The sequence below is a fragment of the Pseudomonas sp. Pseusp9 genome (assembly GCF_059491265.1).
In genome coordinates, this window is record NZ_CP168500.1 from 5,447,613 (window position 1) to 5,469,815 (window position 22,203).

At 59.1% G+C, this 22,203-nt stretch carries 21 protein-coding genes; 5 read left to right on the forward strand and 16 right to left on the reverse strand.

The genetic code is table 11. The features are described 5' to 3' along the window. The first annotated feature begins 64 nt into the window (after nucleotides 1-64). Together ACEN8E_RS24725 and ACEN8E_RS24730 are read left to right on the forward strand one after the other, a co-directional pair. Complete coding sequence (locus ACEN8E_RS24725; RefSeq protein ID WP_007972584.1) at nucleotides 65-658, forward strand: phosphoheptose isomerase; 594 nt, start codon at nucleotides 65-67, stop codon at nucleotides 656-658. After that, complete coding sequence (locus tag ACEN8E_RS24730) at nucleotides 655-1,233, forward strand: BON domain-containing protein (protein ID WP_495590231.1); 579 nt, start codon at nucleotides 655-657, stop codon at nucleotides 1,231-1,233. The genes ACEN8E_RS24725 and ACEN8E_RS24730 overlap by 4 nt, the downstream gene beginning before the upstream one ends. A 157-nt stretch (nucleotides 1,234-1,390) precedes the next feature. Here ACEN8E_RS24730 and ACEN8E_RS24735 read toward each other — a convergent pair whose 3' ends face one another. The 7 genes from ACEN8E_RS24735 to rplM all read right to left on the reverse strand — a co-directional run bounded on the left by ACEN8E_RS24735 (nucleotide 1,391) and on the right by rplM (nucleotide 6,279). Then, nucleotides 1,391-1,804 (reverse strand): ClpXP protease specificity-enhancing factor, encoded by a 414-nt coding sequence (locus tag ACEN8E_RS24735; protein WP_495590232.1) that lies wholly within the window; start codon nucleotides 1,802-1,804, stop codon nucleotides 1,391-1,393. Between the two features lie 16 nt (nucleotides 1,805-1,820). Beyond that, a complete protein-coding gene (locus ACEN8E_RS24740) occupies nucleotides 1,821-2,438 on the reverse strand; it encodes a glutathione S-transferase N-terminal domain-containing protein (protein WP_495590233.1) in 618 nt (205 codons plus the stop codon). A 150-nt stretch (nucleotides 2,439-2,588) separates the two neighbouring features. After that, a complete protein-coding gene (locus ACEN8E_RS24745) occupies nucleotides 2,589-3,371 on the reverse strand; it encodes a cytochrome c1 (protein WP_495590234.1) in 783 nt (260 codons plus the stop codon). Further along, on the reverse strand, nucleotides 3,371-4,582 hold the full coding sequence (locus ACEN8E_RS24750) for a cytochrome b (protein WP_429365854.1): 1,212 nt from the start codon (nucleotides 4,580-4,582) through the stop codon (nucleotides 3,371-3,373). Before ACEN8E_RS24750 ends, ACEN8E_RS24745 begins: the two co-directional genes overlap by 1 nt. Next, the gene (gene petA, locus ACEN8E_RS24755) at nucleotides 4,582-5,175 is read right to left on the reverse strand and encodes a ubiquinol-cytochrome c reductase iron-sulfur subunit (RefSeq protein WP_495590235.1); all 594 of its coding nucleotides are present in this window, start codon (nucleotides 5,173-5,175) and stop codon (nucleotides 4,582-4,584) included. The genes ACEN8E_RS24750 and petA overlap by 1 nt, the downstream gene beginning before the upstream one ends. 268 nt (nucleotides 5,176-5,443) lie before the next feature. Next, nucleotides 5,444-5,836 carry a 30S ribosomal protein S9 gene (rpsI, locus tag ACEN8E_RS24760; RefSeq protein ID WP_003228056.1) on the reverse strand — a complete coding sequence of 131 codons (393 nt, stop codon included), beginning with the start codon at nucleotides 5,834-5,836 and terminating at the stop codon, nucleotides 5,444-5,446. Between the two features lie 14 nt (nucleotides 5,837-5,850). Next, on the reverse strand, nucleotides 5,851-6,279 hold the full coding sequence (gene rplM / locus ACEN8E_RS24765; RefSeq protein ID WP_003228062.1) for a 50S ribosomal protein L13: 429 nt from the start codon (nucleotides 6,277-6,279) through the stop codon (nucleotides 5,851-5,853). A gap of 245 nt (nucleotides 6,280-6,524) precedes the next feature. Between rplM and ACEN8E_RS24770 the strand changes: the two genes are divergently transcribed. After that, a complete protein-coding gene (locus tag ACEN8E_RS24770) occupies nucleotides 6,525-7,565 on the forward strand; it encodes an NADP(H)-dependent aldo-keto reductase (protein ID WP_495590236.1) in 1,041 nt (346 codons plus the stop codon). Nucleotides 7,566-7,668: 103 nt separating this feature from the next. On the opposite strand, the gene ACEN8E_RS24775 is transcribed toward ACEN8E_RS24770, so the two are convergent. Beyond that, the gene (locus tag ACEN8E_RS24775) at nucleotides 7,669-8,805 is read right to left on the reverse strand and encodes an acyl-CoA dehydrogenase family protein (protein WP_495590237.1); all 1,137 of its coding nucleotides are present in this window, start codon (nucleotides 8,803-8,805) and stop codon (nucleotides 7,669-7,671) included. Nucleotides 8,806-9,026: 221 nt separating this feature from the next. On the opposite strand from ACEN8E_RS24775, the gene ACEN8E_RS24780 reads away from it, so the two are divergent. Further along, on the forward strand, nucleotides 9,027-9,947 hold the full coding sequence (locus ACEN8E_RS24780) for a GlxA family transcriptional regulator (protein ID WP_223461246.1): 921 nt from the start codon (nucleotides 9,027-9,029) through the stop codon (nucleotides 9,945-9,947). 195 nt (nucleotides 9,948-10,142) lie between these two features. On the opposite strand, the gene zapE is transcribed toward ACEN8E_RS24780, so the two are convergent. From zapE to ACEN8E_RS24795, 3 genes are all read right to left on the reverse strand, one after another. Then, entirely contained in the window at nucleotides 10,143-11,237 is a 1,095-nt protein-coding gene (gene zapE, locus ACEN8E_RS24785) for a cell division protein ZapE (RefSeq protein ID WP_413427774.1), read from the reverse strand. A 90-nt stretch (nucleotides 11,238-11,327) separates the two neighbouring features. Then, the gene (locus tag ACEN8E_RS24790) at nucleotides 11,328-12,683 is read right to left on the reverse strand and encodes a tryptophan--tRNA ligase (protein ID WP_495590238.1); all 1,356 of its coding nucleotides are present in this window, start codon (nucleotides 12,681-12,683) and stop codon (nucleotides 11,328-11,330) included. Between the two features lie 24 nt (nucleotides 12,684-12,707). Further along, nucleotides 12,708-13,337, reverse strand: coding sequence for an alpha/beta hydrolase (locus tag ACEN8E_RS24795; RefSeq protein WP_495593392.1), 630 nt, complete (start codon nucleotides 13,335-13,337; stop codon nucleotides 12,708-12,710). A gap of 144 nt (nucleotides 13,338-13,481) precedes the next feature. Here ACEN8E_RS24795 and ACEN8E_RS24800 point away from each other — a divergent pair, with 144 nt between their 5' ends. Next, nucleotides 13,482-13,916 carry a Z-ring associated ZapG family protein gene (locus ACEN8E_RS24800; RefSeq protein WP_008016678.1) on the forward strand — a complete coding sequence of 145 codons (435 nt, stop codon included), beginning with the start codon at nucleotides 13,482-13,484 and terminating at the stop codon, nucleotides 13,914-13,916. Nucleotides 13,917-14,207: 291 nt separating this feature from the next. Here ACEN8E_RS24800 and ACEN8E_RS24805 read toward each other — a convergent pair whose 3' ends face one another. The 5 genes from ACEN8E_RS24805 to ACEN8E_RS24825 all read right to left on the reverse strand — a co-directional run bounded on the left by ACEN8E_RS24805 (nucleotide 14,208) and on the right by ACEN8E_RS24825 (nucleotide 21,946). Further along, nucleotides 14,208-14,924, reverse strand: a complete 717-nt coding sequence (locus ACEN8E_RS24805) for a YiaD family glycine zipper/OmpA-like lipoprotein (protein WP_495590239.1) — start codon at nucleotides 14,922-14,924, stop codon at nucleotides 14,208-14,210. A 103-nt stretch (nucleotides 14,925-15,027) separates the two neighbouring features. Continuing rightward, complete coding sequence (locus tag ACEN8E_RS24810) at nucleotides 15,028-15,669, reverse strand: MBL fold metallo-hydrolase (protein ID WP_008016675.1); 642 nt, start codon at nucleotides 15,667-15,669, stop codon at nucleotides 15,028-15,030. Nucleotides 15,670-15,755: 86 nt separating this feature from the next. Then, a complete protein-coding gene (locus ACEN8E_RS24815) occupies nucleotides 15,756-18,494 on the reverse strand; it encodes a winged helix-turn-helix domain-containing protein (RefSeq protein WP_495590240.1) in 2,739 nt (912 codons plus the stop codon). Nucleotides 18,495-18,669: 175 nt separating this feature from the next. Beyond that, nucleotides 18,670-20,034: a DUF1329 domain-containing protein gene (locus ACEN8E_RS24820; protein WP_495590241.1), complete on the reverse strand. Its 1,365-nt coding sequence runs from the start codon at nucleotides 20,032-20,034 to the stop codon at nucleotides 18,670-18,672. 28 nt (nucleotides 20,035-20,062) lie between these two features. Further along, nucleotides 20,063-21,946 carry a DUF1302 domain-containing protein gene (locus tag ACEN8E_RS24825; RefSeq protein ID WP_495590242.1) on the reverse strand — a complete coding sequence of 628 codons (1,884 nt, stop codon included), beginning with the start codon at nucleotides 21,944-21,946 and terminating at the stop codon, nucleotides 20,063-20,065. Between the last annotated feature and the right edge of the window lie 257 nt (nucleotides 21,947-22,203).

A 22,203-nucleotide genomic window follows, 5' to 3' on the forward strand; every position in this document is an offset into this window, starting at 1 on the left:
TGCTCTTTGCTTTGCGGGCTGCACATTCACGTGCCGAACAGCCGCGCTAATTAAGGTCACACAGATGGACATGCAATCCCGAATTCGCCAGCTTTTTCAGGCCAGTATCGACACCAAGCAACAGGCGATGGAAGTACTTGCACCGCACATCGAGCAAGCCAGCCAGGTCATGGTCAACGCCCTGCTCAACGAAGGCAAAATGCTTTCCTGTGGCAACGGCGGCTCTGCCGGCGACGCCCAGCACTTCTCGTCCGAGCTGCTCAACCGCTTTGAGCGCGAACGCCCGAGCCTGCCGGCCATCGCCCTGACGACCGACAGCTCGACGATCACCTCGATCGCCAACGACTACAGCTACAACGAAATCTTCTCCAAGCAGATCCGCGCACTCGGCCAACCGGGCGATGTGCTGCTGGCTATCTCCACCAGCGGCAACTCGGCCAACATAATTCAGGCGATCCAGGCCGCACATGATCGCGAAATGATTGTCGTAGCATTAACGGGTCGTGATGGCGGCGGCATGGCGTCGCTGCTGTTGCCCGAGGACGTCGAGATTCGCGTACCGGCCAACGTCACCGCTCGTATTCAAGAAGTCCACCTGCTGGCGATCCATTGCCTATGCGATTTGATCGACAGCCAATTGTTCGGGAGTGAAGAATGACCCCTAATCGCCTTGGCCTGTTGGCCTTGACCCTGTGCCTCGGCATCAGCGGCTGCACCTCGGTAGTGACGGCCAGCCGTGAGGCGCCGATTGAAGATGACCGCGGTACTCGCACACTGGGCAGCAAGATCGACGACTCTCTGATCGACACCAAGGTTGGCGTGAACGTCGCCAAGGCCGACCCGGCCCTGGACAAGGATTCACACATCGTCGTCACCAGCTTCAACGGTGTCGTGCTGCTTGCCGGGCAAACGCCACGCGCAGATCTCAAGGCCAAGGCCGAACAGGCCGCTGCCGCGGTCCAGCGCGTGAAGCAGGTGCACAACGAACTGCAAGTCCTGCCACCCTCCTCGTTGCTGGCACGCCAGAACGACACCTGGCTGACCACCAAGATCAAGACCCAGATGCTCGCCGATGCGAACATCCCTGGTTCGCGCATCAAGGTCGTCACTGAAAACGGCATTGTCTACATGCTGGGCCTGCTGACCAAACAGGAAGCCGCGCAGGCGACCAACCTGGTGCAAGGGGTTTCCGGTGTGCAGAAGATTGTGAAATTGTTCGAATACATCGACTGACCCTGTAGGAGCGAGCTTGCTCGCGAAAAACGCAATGACACCGCGTTTATTCAGACTGCACGCGTCATCGTTAACGTCCATCGCGAGCAGGCTCGCTCCTACATCGTTTGAAGGTGGTGGAATAAAAAAGGGTGACCCTTGCGGATCACCCTTTTTTTTATTTCACCACCTTCAAACTCGGGCGACCGCTCGGACGCGGCGGCTCGCTGTCCGGTGGTGGAAGATCGTCATCCGGTTCGATCTCATCGTCCTCGCCCATCGGCGATTCCAGATCAAACACCATGCCCTGACCATTCTCCCGGGCGTAGATACCCAAGATCGAAGCGATTGGCACGTAAAGGGTGTGCGGCACGCCACCAAAGCGCCCCTCGAAAGTGACCGCCTCGTTATCCATGTGCAAGTGACGCACGGCTTGCGGCGATACGTTCAGGACGATCTGCCCGTCACTGGCAAACCCCTGTGGCACCTGTACCGACGGGTACTCGGAATTGACCAGCATGTGCGGGGTGCAATCATTGTCCACAATCCACTCATAGAGCGCGCGGACCAGATAAGGTCGACTGGAGTTCATAGCGGCTCCTTAAGCCTCAGCGCATGTCGCGTTCGACACCAGACAGACTCGCCTGGAAAGCCTCACGCGCAAACTGGCGCTCCATATAATCAAGCAGCGGCTTGGCCGGCCGCGGCAGTTCTATACCCATAATCGGCAATCGCCAGAGTATTGGCAGTAGGCAGCAGTCCACCAGACTTTGTTCCTCACTGAGGAAAAACGGTTTGTCGGCGAACAGCGGCGACACACCCGTCAGACTTTCGCGCAACTCTTTGCGGGCCACGGCACGGGCCGCCTCCTTGGTCCGCGAATCCAGAATCAGATCCACCAGACCACACCAGTCACGCTGAATGCGGTGCATCAGCAGGCGACTATTGGCACGCGCCACAGGATAAACCGGCAGCAGCGGCGGGTGCGGGTAACGCTCATCCAGATATTCCATCACCACAGTCGACTCCCACAACGCCAGGTCGCGATCGACCAGGGTGGGCAAGCTGCCGTAAGGGTTCACTTCAATCAGTTTAGGTGGCTGGCGTCCAGCTTCCACGTAAATGATCTCGGCGCTGACACCCTTCTCTGCCAGTACGATGCGCACTCGGTGGGAATAGTGGTCGGCGGGGTCGGAGTAACAGGCCAACCGATTGGTCACGCCCATGGCGATCCTCCTCGCTTGTAGAAATAATCGAACGCGGAAAAACGAGCGCGCCCAGAGGGCGCCTCCCGTAACGACTGGATCACCAGTTTCGCTACATCCTCAGAGGCGCCCTTGGGCGCGCGCGATTAACAGCAATAGCTTGAAGCTTTATCAGTGCACGTCTTTCCAGTATTCGCGCTTGAGCAGGTAAGCGAATACGAAGAAGAACGCCAGGTACAGCAATACGTATGTACCGATGCGCTGATGTTGCAGCTTAACCGGGTTAGCCGAGTAAGCCAGGAAGGTTACCAGATTCTTGACCTTCTCATCGAACTGCTCTGCAGTCAGGGCACCGCTTTTCGGCAGGATGGTCAACTGATCGCACGCTTCATGAGTCAGCGCCGTACCGGTCAGAGGGTCATATTGCTTCTTGCCGTCTTCGACAATCTGAACCTGTTTGCAACCAACCACCTGACGACCTTGCAGGCCGGCCAGGACGTTAGGCATACCCACGTTCGGGAAGACCTTGTTGTTCACACCCCATGGACGCGCCGGATCTTCGTAGAACGACCTCAGGTAACCGTAGAGCCAGTCAGTACCGCGAACACGGGCAACCAGGGTCAGGTCCGGTGGCGCCGCGCCGAACCATGCCTTGGCGTCCGCCGGTTGCATGCCGATGCTCATGTGGTCGCCAATCTTGGCGCCGGTGAACATCAGCTTCTCCATCATCAGCTCATGGGGAATGCCCAGGTCGTCGGCAACACGCTCGTAGCGCTGGAACTTGGCACTGTGGCAACCCATGCAGTAGTTGGAGAACGTACGTGCGCCATCCTGCATGGCTGCTTTATCGGAAACGTCGATGTCGACTTTTTCCAGCTCGGGGCCACCGTGTTCTGCTGCGAAAGCGAACACTGGCAGCGCAGCAAGCATCAATACAGCAAATAGTTTTTTCATCAGCCAGTCACCCTTTCCGGAACCGGTTTGGTCTTCTCGAGCCTGGTGTAGAACGGCATCAGAATGAAGTAGGCGAAGTACAGGAAGGTACATACCTGCGACAGCAACGTACGCTCAGGGGTTGGGGCCAGCACGCCCAGCACGCCCAGGATCACGAACGCGATGCAGAACACCCAGAGCCAGATCTTGCTCAGCCAGCCCTTGTAGCGCATCGACTTGACCGGGCTACGGTCCAGCCATGGCAGGACGAACAGCACGGCAATCGCTGCGCCCATGGCGATCACACCCAGGAGCTTGTCGGGAATCGCACGCAAGATGGCGTAGAACGGGGTGAAGTACCAGACCGGAGCGATGTGCTCTGGGGTCTTGAAGGCGTTCGCCACTTCAAAGTTCGGCTTTTCGAGGAAGTAGCCGCCCATTTCCGGGAAGAAGAACACGATCGAGCAGAAGATGAACAGGAACACCACCACGCCGACGATATCTTTCACGGTGTAGTAGGGGTGGAAGGCAATGCCGTCCAGCGGTATGCCGTTTTCGTCCTTGTGCTTCTTGATGTCCACGCCATCCGGGTTGTTCGAACCAACCTCGTGCAACGCCAGGATGTGCAACACCACCAGACCAAGGATAACGATCGGCAGGGCAACCACGTGCAAGGCGAAGAAGCGGTTCAGGGTAATGCCGGAAATCAGGTAGTCACCACGAATCCATTGGGTCAGGTCGTTGCCGATGACCGGAATCGCACCGAACAGCGAGATGATTACCTGGGCACCCCAGTAGGACATCTGCCCCCACGGCAGCAGGTACCCCATGAAGGCTTCGGCCATCAATGCCAGGTAGATCAGCATGCCGAAGACCCACACAAGTTCACGCGGCTTCTGGTACGAACCGTAGAGCAGGCCACGGAACATGTGCAGATAGACCACGATGAAGAACGCCGAAGCGCCGGTGGAGTGCAGCAGACGCAGGATCGAGCCGTACTCGACGTCGCGCATGATGTATTCGACGGAGGCGAATGCCTCTTCCGCCGACGGGTTGTAGCTCATGGTCAGCCAGACACCGGTAACGATCTGGTTGACCAGAACGAGCAGCGCCAGGGAGCCGAAGAAATAGAAGAAATTGAAATTTTTTGGAGCGTAATACTTGCTGAGATGGTCTTCCCACATCTTGGTTGCGGGAAAGCGTGCGTCAACCCAATCCATGAATTTGTTCATCACGCTTTCTCCGTATCGACGCCAATGATAATGATCTCATCGGTCTCATAGGAATGCGGGGGAACTGGCAGGTTCAAAGGCGCAGGTTGCGACTTGTAGACGCGACCAGCCAGATCGTAGTGGGAACCGTGGCAAGGGCAGAAATAACCACCCACCCAGTCTTTGCCCAGATCCGCAGGTGCCACTTCAGGACGGAAGGTCGGCGAGCAACCCAGGTGCGTGCAGATACCGATCAGCAGCAGAATCTCAGGCTTGATCGAACGGGTTTCCGGATCAACGTAAGTCGGTTGTGTCGAGTTCTTGGAGGTCGGATCAACGAGCTGACCCTCGATCTTCTTCAGATTCCCCAGGATTTCCGGTGTACGGCGGACAATGAACACCGGCTGGCCGCGCCACTCAGCAATCATCTGCTGGCCTGGCTCGACTTTGCTGACATTCACTTTCACCGGTGCACCTGCGGCTTTCGCCTTGGCACTGGGAAACCATGACCCCACGAACGGGACCGCAGCCCCCACCGCTCCTGCAGCACCCACCACGGATGTGGCTGCTACCAAGAAGCGACGCCGGCCTGCATTCACGCCGTCATTGCTCATTCAGTCCTCTCCCATCAGCTTTGTGGCCTGTTAAATCAGGCATCTACTAAGTAAATCTATGTACTTATAAAAATTTTGCCGAATGGTAATGAAAAGCCCCAATCCTGACAAGGTAATTACCGGAGCCCATCACCCCCAAGCCTTGTAGTATAGGGCGTCTGCGGATGTGGCAAGTTGTCACAGCGCAATTCTTTGATAAATCGCAGGCATAAAAAAACGCCCAGCTCCGCGAGGATACTGGGCGTTCTTTTTTGAACGTGAAAGCGAATTAACGCTTCGAGTACTGCGGACGCTTACGCGCTTTACGCAGACCGACTTTCTTACGTTCAACTTCACGAGCATCGCGGGTTACGAAGCCGGCTTTACGCAGGGCGCTGCGCAGAGTCTCGTCGTAGTCCATCAGAGCGCGAGTGATGCCGTGGCGGATTGCGCCAGCCTGACCACTTACACCACCGCCGATCACGGTGACGTAGATGTCGAACTTCTCGACAGTCTCAGTCAATTCCAGCGGCTGACGAACTACCATGCGGGCAGTTTCGCGGCCGAAGAAATTATCCAGCGAACGGTTGTTGATGGAGATGTTACCAGTACCCGGACGCAGGAAAACGCGTGCGGTTGCGGTCTTGCGACGGCCAGTGCCGTAATTTTGAGTCGCCGACATAATGAACTATTCCGTTAAATCTTCAGTTCTTGGGGCTGCTGAGCAGTATGAGGGTGTGCAGCGCCCGCATATACTTTCAGCTTACGGTACATGTCGCGACCCAGCGGGTTCTTAGGCAGCATGCCTTTGACCGCGGTCTCGATCACGCGCTCAGGGGCCTTGGCGATCAGCTTTTCAAAGTTGATCGACTTGATGCCGCCCGGGAAACCGGAGTGGGAGTAGTACATTTTGTCAGTGGTTTTAGCACCGGTAACACGGATCTGCTCAGCGTTGATTACGACGATGTAGTCGCCGGTGTCAACGTGAGGAGTGTACTCAGGCTTGTGCTTGCCACGCAGACGGCTCGCGATTTCGGTGGCCAGACGACCCAGGGTCTGACCAGCAGCGTCGACGACAAACCAGTCGCGCTTTACTGTTTCCGGTTTAGCAGTAAAAGTTTTCATTCTTTATAGCCTCAGGGGCCGCCCTGTAAATTAGACGGCGGATCTTACTGAATAGTGCGTACTTTGACAAGTCAAAGGCAGCCGGATACAGACGCTTTCGGGGGCTCGGGTCGGCGCGTCCGTTCAACGGCAAGATTCTTCGGCGGCGGCGCATCACTTCCACTGCAGAAAGAGGTGCGCAATTATGCAGATTGCGAAAAATATTTCAACCTGCTTTTATGATTGTTTTGCCCAAGGAGCACCCGATGGACTATCGCCAGCTAGGCCGAACGAACCTGAACGTGAGCGCCATCTGCCTCGGAACCATGACCTGGGGCGAGCAAAACAGCGAAGCAGACGCCTTCGCCCAGATTGAGCGGGCCAAGAACGCCGGGATCAATTTCATCGACACCGCCGAAATGTACCCGGTGCCCCCCAAGGCCGAAACCTACGCCACCACCGAACGCTATATCGGCAATTACTTCAAAAGCCGCGGCGATCGTGCGGACTGGATCCTGGCCAGCAAGATCGCCGGCCCGGGCAACACCATCGACTATATCCGTGACAAAAACCTTCGGCACAACCGACAGCACATCACCGAAGCCGTGGATGCCAGCCTCAAGCGCCTGCAGACCGACTACATCGACCTGTACCAGCTGCACTGGCCCGAGCGCAGCACCAATTTCTTCGGCCAGCTCGGCTACAAGCACAAGATCGAAGCCAACCTGACCCCGCTGGAGGACACCCTCGAAGCGCTGGACGAGCAGGTCCGGGCCGGCAAGATCCGCCACATCGGCCTGTCCAACGAGACGCCGTGGGGCACCATGCGCTTTCTCGCCCTGGCTGAAGCCCGAGGCTGGCCGCGTGCCGTGTCGATCCAGAACCCGTACAACCTGCTCAACCGCAGCTTTGAAGTCGGCCTGGCGGAAATCGCCATCCGCGAGCAATGCGGCCTGCTCGCCTATTCGCCGCTGGCGTTCGGTTTCCTGTCAGGCAAGTACGAAGGTGGCGCCCGTCCGCCAAAAGGTCGCCTGAGCCTCTACAGCCGCTTCAGCCGCTATTTCAACCCGCAGTCGGAAGCAGCCTGCAGCCGTTATGTGGCGCTGGCTCGCGAGCACGGTTTGGACCCGGCGCAAATGGCCCTGGCGTTCGTGACGCAGCAGCCGTTCGTGACCAGCAATATCATTGGCGCCACGACCCTGGAACAACTGGAGAGCAACATTGCCAGTTTCGATCTGAAACTGTCGGAGGAAGTGCTGGAAGGGATCGAGGCGATTCACAAGGATCATCCGAATCCTGCGCCATAGCCCCCACTTGTAGGAGCGAGCTTGCTCGCGAAAAACCTGAGCACACCGTTGGGTGTCAGGTTTTCAACGTTATCGTTGACGACCATCGCGAGCAAGCTCGCTCCTACAATGATCTGGCAATGATCTCCTTCATGATCTCGTTCGTCCCGGCATAGATCCGCTGCACCCGCGCATCCGCCCATGCCCGGGCAATCGGGTACTCCCACATGAACCCGTAACCACCGTGCAATTGCACGCACTCATCGAGCACCTTGCATTGCAGATCAGTACCCCAGTACTTGGCCATCGCCGCCGTCGGCACGTCGAGCTTGCCTTGCAGGTGGAGCTCCAGGCAGCGGTCGACGAAGACGCGGCCGATCTGGATTTCCGTGGCCATCTCCGCGAGTTTGAACCGGGTATTCTGGAAATCCGCGATCGACTTGCCGAACGCCTTGCGCTCGCGGGTGTAGTCCAGCGTCCATTGCAGCGCCGCCTCAGCTGATGCCAGCCCGCCAACGGCCACGGTAAGGCGCTCCTGGGGCAGCTCCTGCATCAGGTAGGCAAAGCCCATCCCGGCCTGGCCCAGCAGGTTTTCCTTGGGTACACGCACGTCCTGGAAAAACAGTTCCGAGGTGTCCTGGGCCTTCATCCCGACCTTTTCCAGGCGCTTGCCCTTGTCGAAGCCCGGTGTGTCGGCTTCCACCAGAAACAGGCTGGTGCCCTTCGCGCCCGCCTTCGGATCGGTCTTGGCGACGACGATCACCAGATCGGCCAGGTAACCGTTGGTGATGAAGGTCTTGGAGCCGTTGATCACGTACTCATCGCCATCGAGCACGGCCGTGGTTTTCACGCCCTGCAGATCGGAACCGGCGCCCGGCTCGGTCATGGCAATCGCGGTAACCATCTCGCCGGACACCAGTTTCGGCAGGTACTTGTGCTTCAGCGCTTCACTGCCGTAATGCAGGATGTAGGGCGCCACGATGTCGGAGTGCAGGGAAAAACCGATGCCGGTCAGGCCTAGTCGCCCTACCTCTTCGATCACCACCGCACTGTAGAGAAAGTCCGCCCCCAGACCGCCGTATTCTTCCGGCAGGTGCGAGCAGAGCATCCCCGCCTCCCCTGCCTTGTTCCACAGCTGTCGGTCGATATAGCCTTGTTTTTCCCATTGCCCATGGAACGGCACCGCCTCTTTTTCGAGGAACGTTCGCACACTGTCGCGGAAAAGCTCGTGCTCGGGACTGAACAAGGTTCTGGGGATCATGCGGCACCTTTTCTCTGTTTTTAGAAGGAGTTGGCCTTCAGAGACTATGCCTCGCTTCCGATACAGGACACTGGACACATCCGACAAAAAATAAGACGATCCAGCCGTCTGGTGACCACTTCCCCCTATAAAAATAAAGTTGAATTATGTCTAACCAAGCCTCCACGCCCCTGCGGCGCGTCAGCATCCTGGCCATCGACCGGGTTTTCGCTTCCACCCTCATGCAAGCCAAGGATTTCTTCCACCTCGCCAGCCTGCGCTACGGTAAACAGCTGGGCCAGGGCCTGACACCGGCGTTCGAAACCCGCCTGGTCAGCCCCGATGGCAAACCGGTCAACACCTTCAGCGATGTCTTGATTCCGGTGGATGGCGGGCTGGAAAACGCCGACATCATCGTTCTTCCCGCGTTCTGGGACGATTTCGAAAGCCTCTGCAAACGTTACCCGCAAGTCCTGCCCTGGCTACGCCAGCAACATGCGCGCGGTGCCGTGCTGTGCGGCGAGGCCACCGGTGTTTTCTGGCTGGCCGAAGCCGGGCTGCTCAACGGCAAGGAAGCGACCACCTACTGGCGCTTCTTCAATGCCTTCGCCGAACGCTTCCCCCAGGTTCAGCTCAATCAGGACAAGCACCTGACCGACGCCGACAACCTCTACTGTGCCGGCGGCACCACCTCGGCGTGCGATTTGTACATTTACCTGATCGAGCGCTTCTGCGGTGCCAACGTGTCCCAGGCCGTTGCGCGGGACATTCTGTATGAGGTGCAACGCAGCTACGCGCCTGGACGCATCGGTTTTGGCGGCCAGAAGCTGCACCAGGACGTGATCATCCTGCAGATCCAGCACTGGCTCGAAGAACATTTCGCCGACAAGTTCCGCTTCGAAGACGTTGCCCGCGAACACGGCATGAGCATCCGCAACTTCATGCGCCGCTTCCAGACCGCCACCGGCGACAAGCCGCTGCATTACCTGCAACGCCTGCGCATCGAAACTGCCAAGGGCTTGCTGTCCGGCAGCCGCAAGAGCATCAAGACCATCAGTTACGAAGTCGGTTACGACGATGCGAGTTTCTTCGCAAGACTGTTCCGCCAGCACACGGAGTTGTCGCCGAACCAGTATCGGCAGCAGTTCCAGCAGGCTGCGTAGACTCAGGCCCAACACAAACCCAATGTGGGAGCGAGCCTGCTCGCGATGGCGTCGGCACAAGCAGCAATGAGGTGACCGACATACCGCTTTCGCGAGCAGGCTCGCTCCCACAGGGGATTGTGGTGAATTTCAGGGTTCTTCGGCGCATAAAAAAGGGCCTGCATCTGCAGGCCCTTTTTCATTTTTTGAATCGTCTTAAGGCTTGTGCGCCCGGGACAGGAATTCGTGGGACTGCATTTCCAGCAGACGACTCAGGGTCCGCTGGAACTCGAAGTTCAGGCGACCGCCGGTGTACAGATCCTTGAGCTCGACTTCGGCAGAAATGATCAGCTTCACGTTGCGATCGTAGAACTCGTCGACCATGTTGATGAAGCGGCGGGCGATGTCGTCGGTGGTGACGCTCATCTGCTCGACATCGCTGAGCAGCACAGCGTGGAAGATCTTGCCCAGCTCGATGTAGTCGTTCTGGCTGCGCGGGCCGTCGCACAGTTCACGGAAGTTGAACCAGGCCACGTCATCGCAGGTGCGCAGGGCACGAATCTCACGGTTTTCGATCATCAGCACGTCATTTTCGACCGCTGCCGTGCATTCCGGTGTCAGCGCCCGGAAGCTTTTGCGCAGGCTTTCGTTGGCGGCTTCGTCGAGTGGATAGTGGAACAGCTCGGCTTGCTCGAGGTGACGCAGACGATAGTCGACGCCGCTGTCGACGTTGACGATCTCGGTGTTCTGCTTGATCAGCGCAATGGCCGGCAGGAAGCGCGCGCGTTGCAGACCGTCCTTGTACAGGCCGTCCGGCACGATGTTCGAAGTCGCGACCAGGGTCACGCCGTTCTTGAACAGCTCTTCCATCAAGGTGCCCAGGATCATGGCGTCGGTGATGTCGGAGACGAAGAACTCATCGAAGCAGATCACCCGGGCTTCGGTGGCAAAGCGCTTGGCGATGATGGTCAGCGGGTTTTTCTCGCCGCCCAGGGTTTTCATCTCTTCGTGCACGCGCTTCATGAAGCGGTGGAAGTGCGTACGGGACTTTTCCTTGAAGGGCAGTGCTTCGAAGAAGGTGTCCACCAGGTAAGTCTTGCCGCGACCTACGCCGCCCCAGAAATACAAGCCCTTGACCGGGGCCTGATCCTTCTTGCCAAACAACTTGCCCAGCAGGCCCGGCTTGTTTTGCTCGGCCGCGACCAGGTCGTCGTACAGGCGCTGCAAATGGCGCACGGCAGTTTCCTGCGCGGCGTCATGAAAGAATTCCGGGCGTTTCAGATCAGCTTGATATCGTTCTAGGGGCGTCATAATTCGTTAGCAAGGCAACAAAAACGGGCCGACACTGTAGCGACGGCCCGCAGGAATGGCAATCGGCCCTTGGTCAGGCCGAACCGTTGTTTATTCCTGAACCGGTGTCAGGGCAATGCGCAGAGCTTCGATAGCCGCATCGCGCGCGGCGCTGTCGACGAAGGCCGGGCTGTCGGCAACGCACTGGCCTTCGAGCCAGACGCTGAAGCCCAGCTCGTCACTGCGCACGTCCAATGCCTGGCCCGCTTGCAATTGCTTGGTCACCTGACCGGCGGTTTTACCGTCGGCGAAGTTGCGCGACAGCAGCAGTTGTTCGCCATCGGCCGCCAGCAGACGGAAGCGGAAGCTGCCGTCATCCTCGCGGAAGCTGACAAAACGTGCGGCTTTCACGGCTTTCTTTTTGGTGGTCGCTGCCACTTGAGTCTGGGCTACGAAGGAGCGCAGGCCCACCGCTTCACGCAGTTCGTTGAGGAACGGCGTCGCTACCGCACGGGCCTTTTTCGCGCCGTGTTGCAGGATGTCTTCCAGATCCGCCGGACGCTCGATCAGCTGGTTGTAGCGCTCGCGGGATTCACCCAGTTCGGCATCCAGCAGCTGGAACAGACGATTCTTCGCCTCACCCCAACCCAGGCCCTGCAGCAGTTCGCTACGGAACTCATCGGCCTGCGCCGGGGTGGCGAACGCCTGGAACAGGGTGAACAGGTGCGAATTGTCCGGATCCTTGGCTTCGCCCGGCGCGCGGGAGTCGGTGACGATCCGCGAAATCGCGTCCTTCATCTCTTTGGCGCTGCTGAACAGCGGAATGGTGTTGTCGTAGCTCTTCGACATCTTGCGGCCATCCAGGCCCGGCAACGTGGCGACGCTCTCTTCGATCAGCGCCTCGGGCATGGTGAAGAACTCCTTGCCCTGGCCAAACAGGTGGTTGAAACGCTGGCCGATGTCCCGTGCCATTTCCACGTGCTGGATCTGGTCACGACCGACCGGCACCTTGTGTGCGTTGAACATCAGGATGTCCGCCGCCATCAGCACCGGGTAGCTGTACAGGCCCATGGTGATACCGGCATCCGGGTCTTCGCCGGTCTCGACGTTCTTGTCCACCGAAGCCTTGTAGGCGTGGGCGCGATTGAGCAGGCCCTTGGCGGCGACGCAGGTCAGCAGCCAGGTCAATTCGGGGATTTCCGGGATGTCGGACTGACGGTAGAAGGTCACGCGATCGACATCCAGGCCACCGGCCAGCCAGGTCGCGGCGATTTCCAGACGCGAGCGCTGGATGCGCAGCGGGTCATCGCACTTGATCAGGGCGTGGTAGTCGGCCAGGAAGTAGAACGAATCGGCATTGCTGTCACGGCTGGCAAGGATCGCCGGGCGGATGGCGCCAGCGTAGTTGCCCAGGTGCGGCGTGCCGGTGGTGGTGATGCCGGTGAGGATACGGGTACGAGTCGTCATGGGTAATCGCTTGTCAGACTGCAATCAATTCGAGAGACGCGGCAGGATCAGATCCTTGAGATCGGTCAGCTTGCCATGAAAAAAGTGTCCGCATTCTGCCACTTTCAGCAGCTCATGGGGGCGTTCGAGCTTGTCGGACCATTCATAAACGACTTGTGGATCGATCACTTCGTCGATTTCCGGCTGGATCAAGGTCAGTTCGCCGTGTTGCGGCAACTGATCCTGATCGCCGAGGCGCATGACCGCCGGTGCGACCATGAACAGGTGCTTGAGCGGCTCACCCTTGGCCTCGAGGCGCCCGCCGAGACTTGCTGCAACAAAACCGCCGAAGGAAAAACCGAACAGGGTCAGCGGCAAATCCGGGTGTTTTTCCCGCAGCCATGCGGCGACGGCCTGGGCATCATCGACCTCACCGGTGCCCATGTCGTGGACACCCTCGCTGGCACCGACGCCTCGGTAATTGAAACGCAGCGTAATCAGACCGGCATCACGTGCCGTGCGCTGCAGGGTCGAGACAACCTTGTTGAGCATGGTGCCGCCCTGCACCGGGTTCGGGTGGCAGATCAGCGCAACACCGCGCGGCTGTTCATTGTCCAGATACAGACTTTCCAGTTGACCCACCGGGCCATCTATCACTACAGGGGTTTCGCGCATCAGCAAGGAAGGAACTCCGTGACCTCGAATCGGGTCGACTCGTCTAGCAAATTGTCTGTGGCTGTCTATTGCGAGTGAATCGCGGTATACAGCGCAGGTTCGAGCCGTTAACGTAAAGCAAAGCCGTTTATAGAGGAAGGACTCGTGGAACACTCGCTCTTAGTTTGGTTGTTACCGACTCTTGCCCTGGTTGTGGGTGTCGCCATTGGGTTTCTGATCGCTCGCCTTGCGCCGAATGCCGCGCCTAGCAGCACGCAACGTCAGCTGGACGACATTCAGGAACGTTTCGACAGTTATCAGAACGAAGTGGTGACCCACTTCAACAGCACTGCAACGCTGGTCAAGAAACTGACTGCGAGCTATCAGGAAGTGCAGGACCATCTCGCCGAGGGTGCCAACCGCCTGGCCCTGGACGAACAGACTCGCCAACGCCTGCTGGCCTCCCTGCACGCCGATGCGGCGCAGGCTCCACGGGAACGCCTGACGCCGCCGCGCAATCAGGAACCGCCTCGCGACTACGCACCAAAAGCCCCGAACGCGCCGGGCATGCTCGATGAGCATTATGGCCTGAAGAAGTAATCAGCTTTCGCGCATGGCAAAAAGCCCCCGGACACGTGATTGTCCGGGGGCTTTTTGTTTCTGCGTTCTTCGTTGCCTGTACTGGTCTATTCGCGAGCAGGCTCGCTCCCGCAATTAACTTTCAGCGGACAAACCTCTACGACCAAAGGAGATCCCCTGTGGGAGCGAGCCTGCTCGCGATGGGGCCGGAACTGACGACAAAAAAAAGCCCGCCCGATCTGTAGAGGATCGGGCGGGCTTTTCTACGCCTGGGGTTCAATCAGACGATCAAGGATACTGCTGAACCTGACCTTACTGCTGAGCACCATATTCCTGACCCGGAATCGCCTTGAGATTGACCTCTACACGGCGGTTCTGCGCCCGGCCATTGGCGTCGCCGTTGCTGGCAATCGGGCTATCGGGACCTGCGCCGCGAGCGCTCAGGTTGGTCCCGCTGACACCTTGCGAGGTCAGGTAGGTTGCCACACTTTGTGCACGACGCTGGGACAGGTCCATGTTGTGCTGGCGGCTGCCGGTGCTGTCGGTATAGCCGACGATTTCGATCTGGTTCTGGTTGAACTCTTTCAGCGAGCCCGCCAGGTTATTCAGCGGCTGATAGAAACCGGAAGCAATGTTCGCCGAATCGGTAGCGAACGTGATGTTGCCCGGCATGATCAGCTTGATCTGGTCGCCCTGGCGCTGCACTTCAACACCGGTGTTGGCCATGCTGGCGCGCAGCTTTTTCTCTTGCTGGTCGGCGTAGTAGCCGTAACCGGCGGCGGAAGCGCCGACCACTGCAGCACCGATCAGCGCACCCTTGCCACGGTTATCGTGGTTGATGGCAGCACCGGCCAGCGCACCGGCCAGCGCGCCGAGGCCACCGTATTTCGCGGTCTTGCTCATGCCTTCGGAGCCGCTATCCGCCTGGCCCTGAGCCTGGCCCTGACCGCCGTAAGGGTTAGGCGTGGCACAACCGGACAAAACGGCCACAGCTGTAGCGACAATAATCAAACGACGCGTGGTGAACATGTAAAGCTCCTACTTTTTTGCATTCTGTGGTGCAACGGACCAAGGCATCAGCCTTTGCGGGCGTTGGATCACTTCCTGGATTAAAAATTCCGCTCGTTACAAATCAGGCCCGTACAAACGGGTTTTCGCGCATTTCATCGCCCAGACGGGTGTCCGGACCATGCCCGGCCACCACTGTCGCCTCTTCGTCGAGGGTGTACAGCCGCTGCTTGATCGAACGCACTATGGTCGCCTGGTCGCCACCCCACAAGTCCGTGCGCCCGACTCCGCGACGAAACAGCGTGTCGCCGGCAATCAGCAGCTTGGCCTCGGAAAACCAGAAGCTCATGGAGCCCGGTGTATGACCCGGCGTGTGCAGTGCCACGCCGCAGCCGCAGGCCAGCTCTTCATCATCGGCCAGCCAGCGATCCGGTGAGGGCACCGGGGTATAAGGCACACCGAACATCTGGCACTGCATTTCCAGGTTGTCCCACAGAAACTGGTCTTCCTTGTGCAGATGCAGCGTAGCGCCGGTTTTCTCTTTGAGTTGACCGGAAGCAAGGAAATGATCGAGGTGGGCATGGGTGTGAATGATGCTGACCACTTTCAGCCCCAGGGCATCGAGACGCGCCAGGATCAATTCATGATTGCCACCCGGATCGACAACGATGGCCTTTTTCGTCACCGGATCGCCGATGATCGTGCAGTTGCACTGCAACGGGCCGACGGGGAAGGTTTCGCGGATGAGTGTGGGTTGTTGGGACATCGGGCTCTGCTCGATAAACGGGGACGAGCGATTTTCGCACAAATGAGTACCCAGCCAATGGCTGCGATCCGTATCGTGAAAAATCCTTAATCCAGCACCCCCAACTCCTTGGCCCGCGCCACGGCCTGTGTACGCCGCTCGACCCCGAGCTTGCTGTTGATGTGACTGGCGTGGGTCTTGACCGTGTGCAGGGAGATAAACAGCTGATCGCTGATTTCCTGGTTAGAACAGCCCTGGGCAATCAATCGCAATACCGCAAGCTCCCGCGTGCTGAGCTGTTCCGCGGCCACGCCGGACTCCAGTCCGGAACGGGCAGCCGATGCCGGCAGTTTTTCACTGAGACTCAGGGAAACGGGGGTTGGCGGGCAGTTTTGAAGCTGCCCACGCAGCCAGTCCGGGTACTCGGCCAGCAAGCCCTCAAAGGGTTGCAGCACCCCGCCACCGGCGACGTCCAGCGCCTGAGCCAGTGCCTTGCGTGCTTCCGGTTCCCGTCCGCTGCCCAGCAATAACGCCACTTTCTGGGTCAGCGCCATGGCACTGAGCATCTGCCGACCGCTTTGCTGGCCATGTTCAAGCAGCGCATTCAAACGCCCTTCAGCCAGCATCGGTTGGCCCTGGATGACATCCAGCAAGGCTTGTTGCAATTCGATATGCAGCGGCAATTGCGGGTGGAACTCTGGTGGTGCTGCCCCGTTTTCGCCGTTATAGGTCTGGCCCAGACGCGCCAGCCAGGCTTCGGCCAGATCGGTGCGCCCCTGGGCCAGCCAGAGTTCACATTTGACCAGGGTGATCATCGCCAGGTAGTAGATCGGCGGCACATCCCAGATGTGCATCAGCCGTTCCGCCTCGGCGAGTTCGGCAAAGGCCTTGGCGAACTCGCCGCTGCTGCCTTCCAGCCTGGCAATCACGCAGTGGCCGATAAGCACGCTGATGTCACGACAGGCGCGCGCCTCGCTCAACCCGGCCTGCAATCGCACCCGAGCCAATTGCGGCTGCAGGCGCAGGGCCAGCAAAAAGCCTTCGTACAAGGTCAGTCGGGCGCGAACTGCATACAGCCGCTGCGCTGACAGGCTCTGCAGGCGCTGCATTCCCTGACGGACCTCTTCCAGTGCCCGACAGATTTCCCCGCGCGCTTGCAACACCCGGGCACGGTCGTAATGCGCCAGTGCTTCGAACAACGGGTTGCCGACCCGTTGCGCCAGCTCCAGGGATTCGCGGTTCAGTCCCCGTGCCCGCCACAAATCACCGTCGGCAATGGCCAGGTTGGACAGGGTCGAGAGGCACATCAGGCGTTGGCCGTAACGCTTGGACGGAAGACTTTCCAACGCTTCGCGGCAGTACCGCAGCGTCAGTTCGCGGTTGCCGCGCCCACGGGCAATGATGCCACTCAATGCCAGCCATTGAGCCAGCATGGACTTCTGGGCAGTGGCCGACGGAGCCGGCAGGAAGCGGCTCAAATGGCTGGCCAGCTCTTCGGCGGCATCCAGTTGGCAAGCCATCCCCAGCGCCCAGCTATACAACACGATCAGTCGCGGCGTGCTGATCAGCAAGCTGTCCGGCAAGTCCATTTTCCAGCGCAACAACATGCCGACATTCTGCTCGGCCAGCAGCTGTTCTTCGGAGAGGTTCTGCACCAGGTTCGCCGCGACGTCCAGGTGACCGGCACGCAAGGCCTGCTCCACAGCCTCATCGAGCAGTCCCTGGGCATTGAACCAGCGACAGGCACGCAGGTGCAGGCTGGCGGCCGGGACCATCGACTGGGAAGTCGGCCGCGTGCGCAACAGATCGGAAAACAGGTGGTGGTAGCGGTACCAGTGACCATGTTCGTCCAGCGGCACCAGAAACACCTGGTGAGCCGACAGGAAGCGCAGGATCTCTGCGCTGTCATGGGCATCGCGGACGGCATCGCACAGTTCACTGCAAAAGCGTTCCTGGGGTGCGGTGTCATAGAGGAACGACTGAACCTCGGCGGGCAGGCAATCGATGACTTCTTCAAGCAGATAATCACGGATCAACCCTTCCCCACCGTGCAAGGATTGCGGCAGCGTTCCATCGGTTCCCGCCTCCGAAGCAGCCAGCAGCCAGAAGCGTAACCCCGCGACCCAGCCTTCACTGCGCTGGATCAGGCTTTCCAGTGCTTCACCGCGCAAGGAACTGCTGTGTCGGTCGAGCAGGCTCAAGGCCTCGTCACGGGTCAGGCGCAAATCCTGTTCATGCAATTCAAGCAGTTGTCGCGACAGCCGCAGCCGTGCCAGGTGCCAGTCGGGACGTTGCCGACTGGTGACCATCACCAGCAAGCCATCGGGAAGATGATTGAGGAAAAACTGCAGGCAACGGTCCAGTACCGGCCCCTGGGCCAGATGGTAATCATCCAGCACCAGCAGCAATGGTTTCGCCGTGGACAGGTGCACGGCCAACTCGTCGAGCAGGCCGTCCAGCCATTCTTCGAACGCGAACGGCTGATGACGCTGGCGCATTTTCAACAGCCCGAGGGACTGCCTGCCCAAGTGCGGGAAATAGTCCTGAAGACCTTCGAGCAGGCGCTCGAGAAAACGCCCCGGGTCACTGTCTCGCGGGCTCAACCCCAACCAGAGACTTTGCCAGTGCGCCGGCAAGCCCTGACAAAATTCCACCGCCAACGAACTCTTGCCGAACCCTGCCGGTGCGCTGACCAGCAATAACCTGCCCGCAAGCCCGGCACTCAGCCGCTCGCACAAACGTGGACGCAGCACATGGCCGTCGGGCAACGGCGGGCGGTAGAAACGCCCGTCGAGAGTCGCGACGGCAACGTGAGCAGAACCTGGGGGTGTAGACAAATCAGTCATAGCCGGCTCTTGTTTGAAATGCGGGTGGCGGCGTTGCAGATGTCCGCAGACTAGCCGTAATCGGATAGGGAATGAAGGTAATTGCTACAAATGGCTACAAAAAGACTACAAGCAAAAAAAAACGCCCCGAACCAGTCGGGGCGTTTTCAGAGGGGGCGTCGCTACTCAGTTCACCTTAGCGAACACCATCCTGACGCAGGGCTGCCGGGGTGAAGTCGCTGGTGGTGGCAGTGAAGCCGAAGTCATAGGCCGACTTCTCTTCGTTCTTCATGCCCAGCGCCAGGTAACGACCCGACTGCAGGTCATACAGGGCTTCGAGGGCATACCACGGCACTTGCTTGTCGTAGTAGTTCTCGGCATGGGCTTCGGCGACGCGCCACAGTTGACCGCGACCATCGTAGTGATCGATCACCGCAGCTTGCCAGGTGTCTTCGTCAATGTAGAAGTCACGCTTGGCGTAGATGTGACGCTGACCTTCCTTCAGGGTTGCAACCACATGCCACACACGACGCAACTCGTAACGAGCCAGGTCCTGGTTGATGTGGCCGGCCTTGATGATGTCGGCGTACTTGAGCTTCGGATCATCGAGCTTGTAGGCATCGGAGGCGATGTACATCTCTTTCTTGCCTTCGAGCTTCCAGTCGTAACGGTCCGGTGCACCGTTGTACATGTCCAGGTTGTCGGAAGTACGCAGGCCGTCGGCTGCAGTACCCGGGCCGTCATAGGACACTTGCGGTGCACGGCGCACACGACGCTGGCCGGCGTTGTAGACCCACGCCGAGCGTGGTTCCGCTACCTGATCGAGGGTTTCGTGCACCAGCAGCACACCACCGGCCAGACGTGCCGGCGCGGTTACTTTCTGCTTGAAGTAGAACAGGATGTTGCCCGGGTTTTTCGGGTCGTAATCCTTCATCTTGTCGCGGAAAACGAACTGGTCCTGGAAGTACACCAGGCTGAACGAACCGTTCGGCTGTGGCGTGGCCTGGGTCACCAGACGGGTCACGCTGCCGCCGCGATAGCGGGTGATGTGGTTCCAGATGACTTCCACACCGGTTTTCGGAATCGGGAACGGTACCGCGGTTTCAAAATTTTTCAGCCCGTTACCGCCGGACACCAGTTCCGTGTTGGTTGCGTTCTTCTTGATGGCGGCAAACACGTCATCCGGCACGGTGGCACCGCGGTGGGACGGGTACACCGGCATCTTGAAGGTTTCCGGGTAGCGCTTGAACATCGCGTACTGGCCCGGGGCGAGTTTCTCTTTGTATTGATCGACGTTCTGCGCCGTGATGGTGAACAGCGGCTTTTCACTGGCGTACGGATCGGACAGGAAGCCTTTGCTGTCAGCGGTGCCGGCATTCTTCGGCATCGGTTTCCAGGCCGGGATCGAACCGTCGGCGTTACCCGCCATTTCGGCGCCCATCGGGGTCAGGCTCTTGCCCAGCTTGTCGGCCTCGGCCTGGGGAACCGCTGCCATGACGCTGGTCGCCAGCAGCGAAAGCCCCAGAACACTGGCGTGGAACAGACTCTTTGTTATTTTCATATGTGCGTTCGTCCTGAGAATGCAGTGCTTAGAAGTTCACGCCGAGGCTGAGCGCAACGAAGTCGCGGTCATCCACGGTGGTGTACTTGCCGTCGAAGAAGTTGGTGTACGCCAGGCTCGCGGTGTAGGTGTTCTGGTACTCGGCATCGACACCCAGGCTCACCGCCTTGCGGCCTTCCTCGAAGTTGCCGCCAGGGCCAGGCGAGTAACCGCTCACGTCATGGGACCAGGCAACGTTCGGCTTGAGGTTCACACCGGCAAACACGTCGTTGTATTCCCAGATGGCGCGACCGCGGTAGCCCCACGAAGTCGGGGTGGTGAAGCCTTCGTTGGTGCAATTGCGGCTGAGGTTGTTGGTCGGAGTACCCGGACCGGCACCGCGGATTGTGCTGGCGTTGAGCGTCACGCAGGTATTCTGGCCGTTGGTAGCAGGCAATTCACCCGGGCCGAAGACCGGGTCACGGCCGTAACGGACATCGGAGGAGCTTTCCAGTCCGCCGACATGGGTCACGCCCACTTCGCCCACCAGGGTCAGACGGCTGGCGCCCATGACCTGGTCAAAGAAGTGCGTCAGGGTGGTCTGGAACTGGGTGACTTCCTTGCGACGATAGCCGTGCAGGTCAGTACCCGGTGCAGCGGACAGCAGCGACGCGTTGCCCAGGCCGGCCAAGGGACGTACACCAGCGAACAGGATGTCGGTGGTGTTGAGCTGCACCGGAGCGTTCGGACGATAGCTGATTTCACCACTCCACGCCGTGCCGGTAGGCAGGGTGGTGGAGAAGCTCAGACCATAGAGGCGGATGTCTTCCGGGTATTCGATGAAGTACTGCGAATTACCCGCCACCAGCAATGGCGCCAGCGCGGCGAACGGCCCCGGGAGTCCCGCTGCCGTGTTGTAGACCGACTGTGGTGCACCGGTGGCGCTGAAGATCGGCGCACGGCTGTGGTAGTTCATGAAGTAGGCGCCGAACTCGGTGTCCAGCGGATCGAACATGTACTTGAAGGACGCGCCCCACTGACCGCTGTCACGGGCATCACGATCGGGGCCACGACGCACCAGAACACCCTCTTCGTTGACGTCGACGCCGTTGGCGGCCAAAGGCCCCAGGGCAATGGCCGGAATTTGCGAGCGCTTGTTCAGCACACGCAGGTTGTTATCGCAGCCGTCGGCAACGATGTCCGGCTGGGAGAAGAACGTGCCGCAGTTGTCGACGACGGTCTGGTCCCATTCCAGTTGGTAGAAGGCTTCGGCCGAGAGGTTTTCGGTCAGGCTCTGGGAGATGTAGAACATGTTGACCGGGATCAGGCCTTCCTTGATCTCGGCACCCGGACGACGGAACGCGGACACGTCGATCGGGTTGATCGAGTTGATGCCACCGCCAATGAAGGTACTTTCACCCCAGCTCACGACCTGCTTGCCCAGGCGCACGGAGCCTGGCTGATCGGCAATGGAGTAGTTGTGGTAGACGAAGGCGTCGAGGAGTTGAGTGCCAGCGGACTTGGCGCCTTCCTTGCGGCCGTCGTCACTGATGTCCTTGAACGGACGGCTTTCGTCTTTCAGTTCAAAGTCGTACCAGTATTTGCCGCGGACGAAAACACCGGTATCGCCGTATTTCAGTTCAAGGTCATGGATGCCCTTGAAGATCTTCGAGAAGGTTTCCCCGCTCTTGAAGTTCAGGTGACCGTCATCAGAAGTCTGGGACAGACCCTTGCCACCGTTGTTGACACCGATGAGGTTCTTGTTCGGCTGCTGAGTAGACCAGCTGGCACCAATCGACAGGGATGAGTCGAACTGACCTTCGATTTCACCTACGTTGAAACTGACGCCGAATGCTGGCCCGGCGAGCGTAGAGGCAAGACTGACCGCCAGGGGCAGTTTCGCCCGGCGCCAGAACTGGTTAACTGATGTCATCGACGCTACTCCATGTGCATTTTATTGTTATGGCAGTGAGCACTTCTAAAAACGCTGTGGATAACCGGGAGCCATGGCATCCCAAAGTCATTCCAAAGTTGCATCGCCCCCGTTTGTGCGGTTGCCCCGTTCTTAAAAATCCTTGAGCGGACTATAGCCAGCAGGTAGTAACGCTTGATCCCTCTAAAGTGTGATTTGCAGCTGCCGGCCACTCTGGAACAGTCCTTTCGCCAGTCCGACACCCGTCGGCCCGGCAA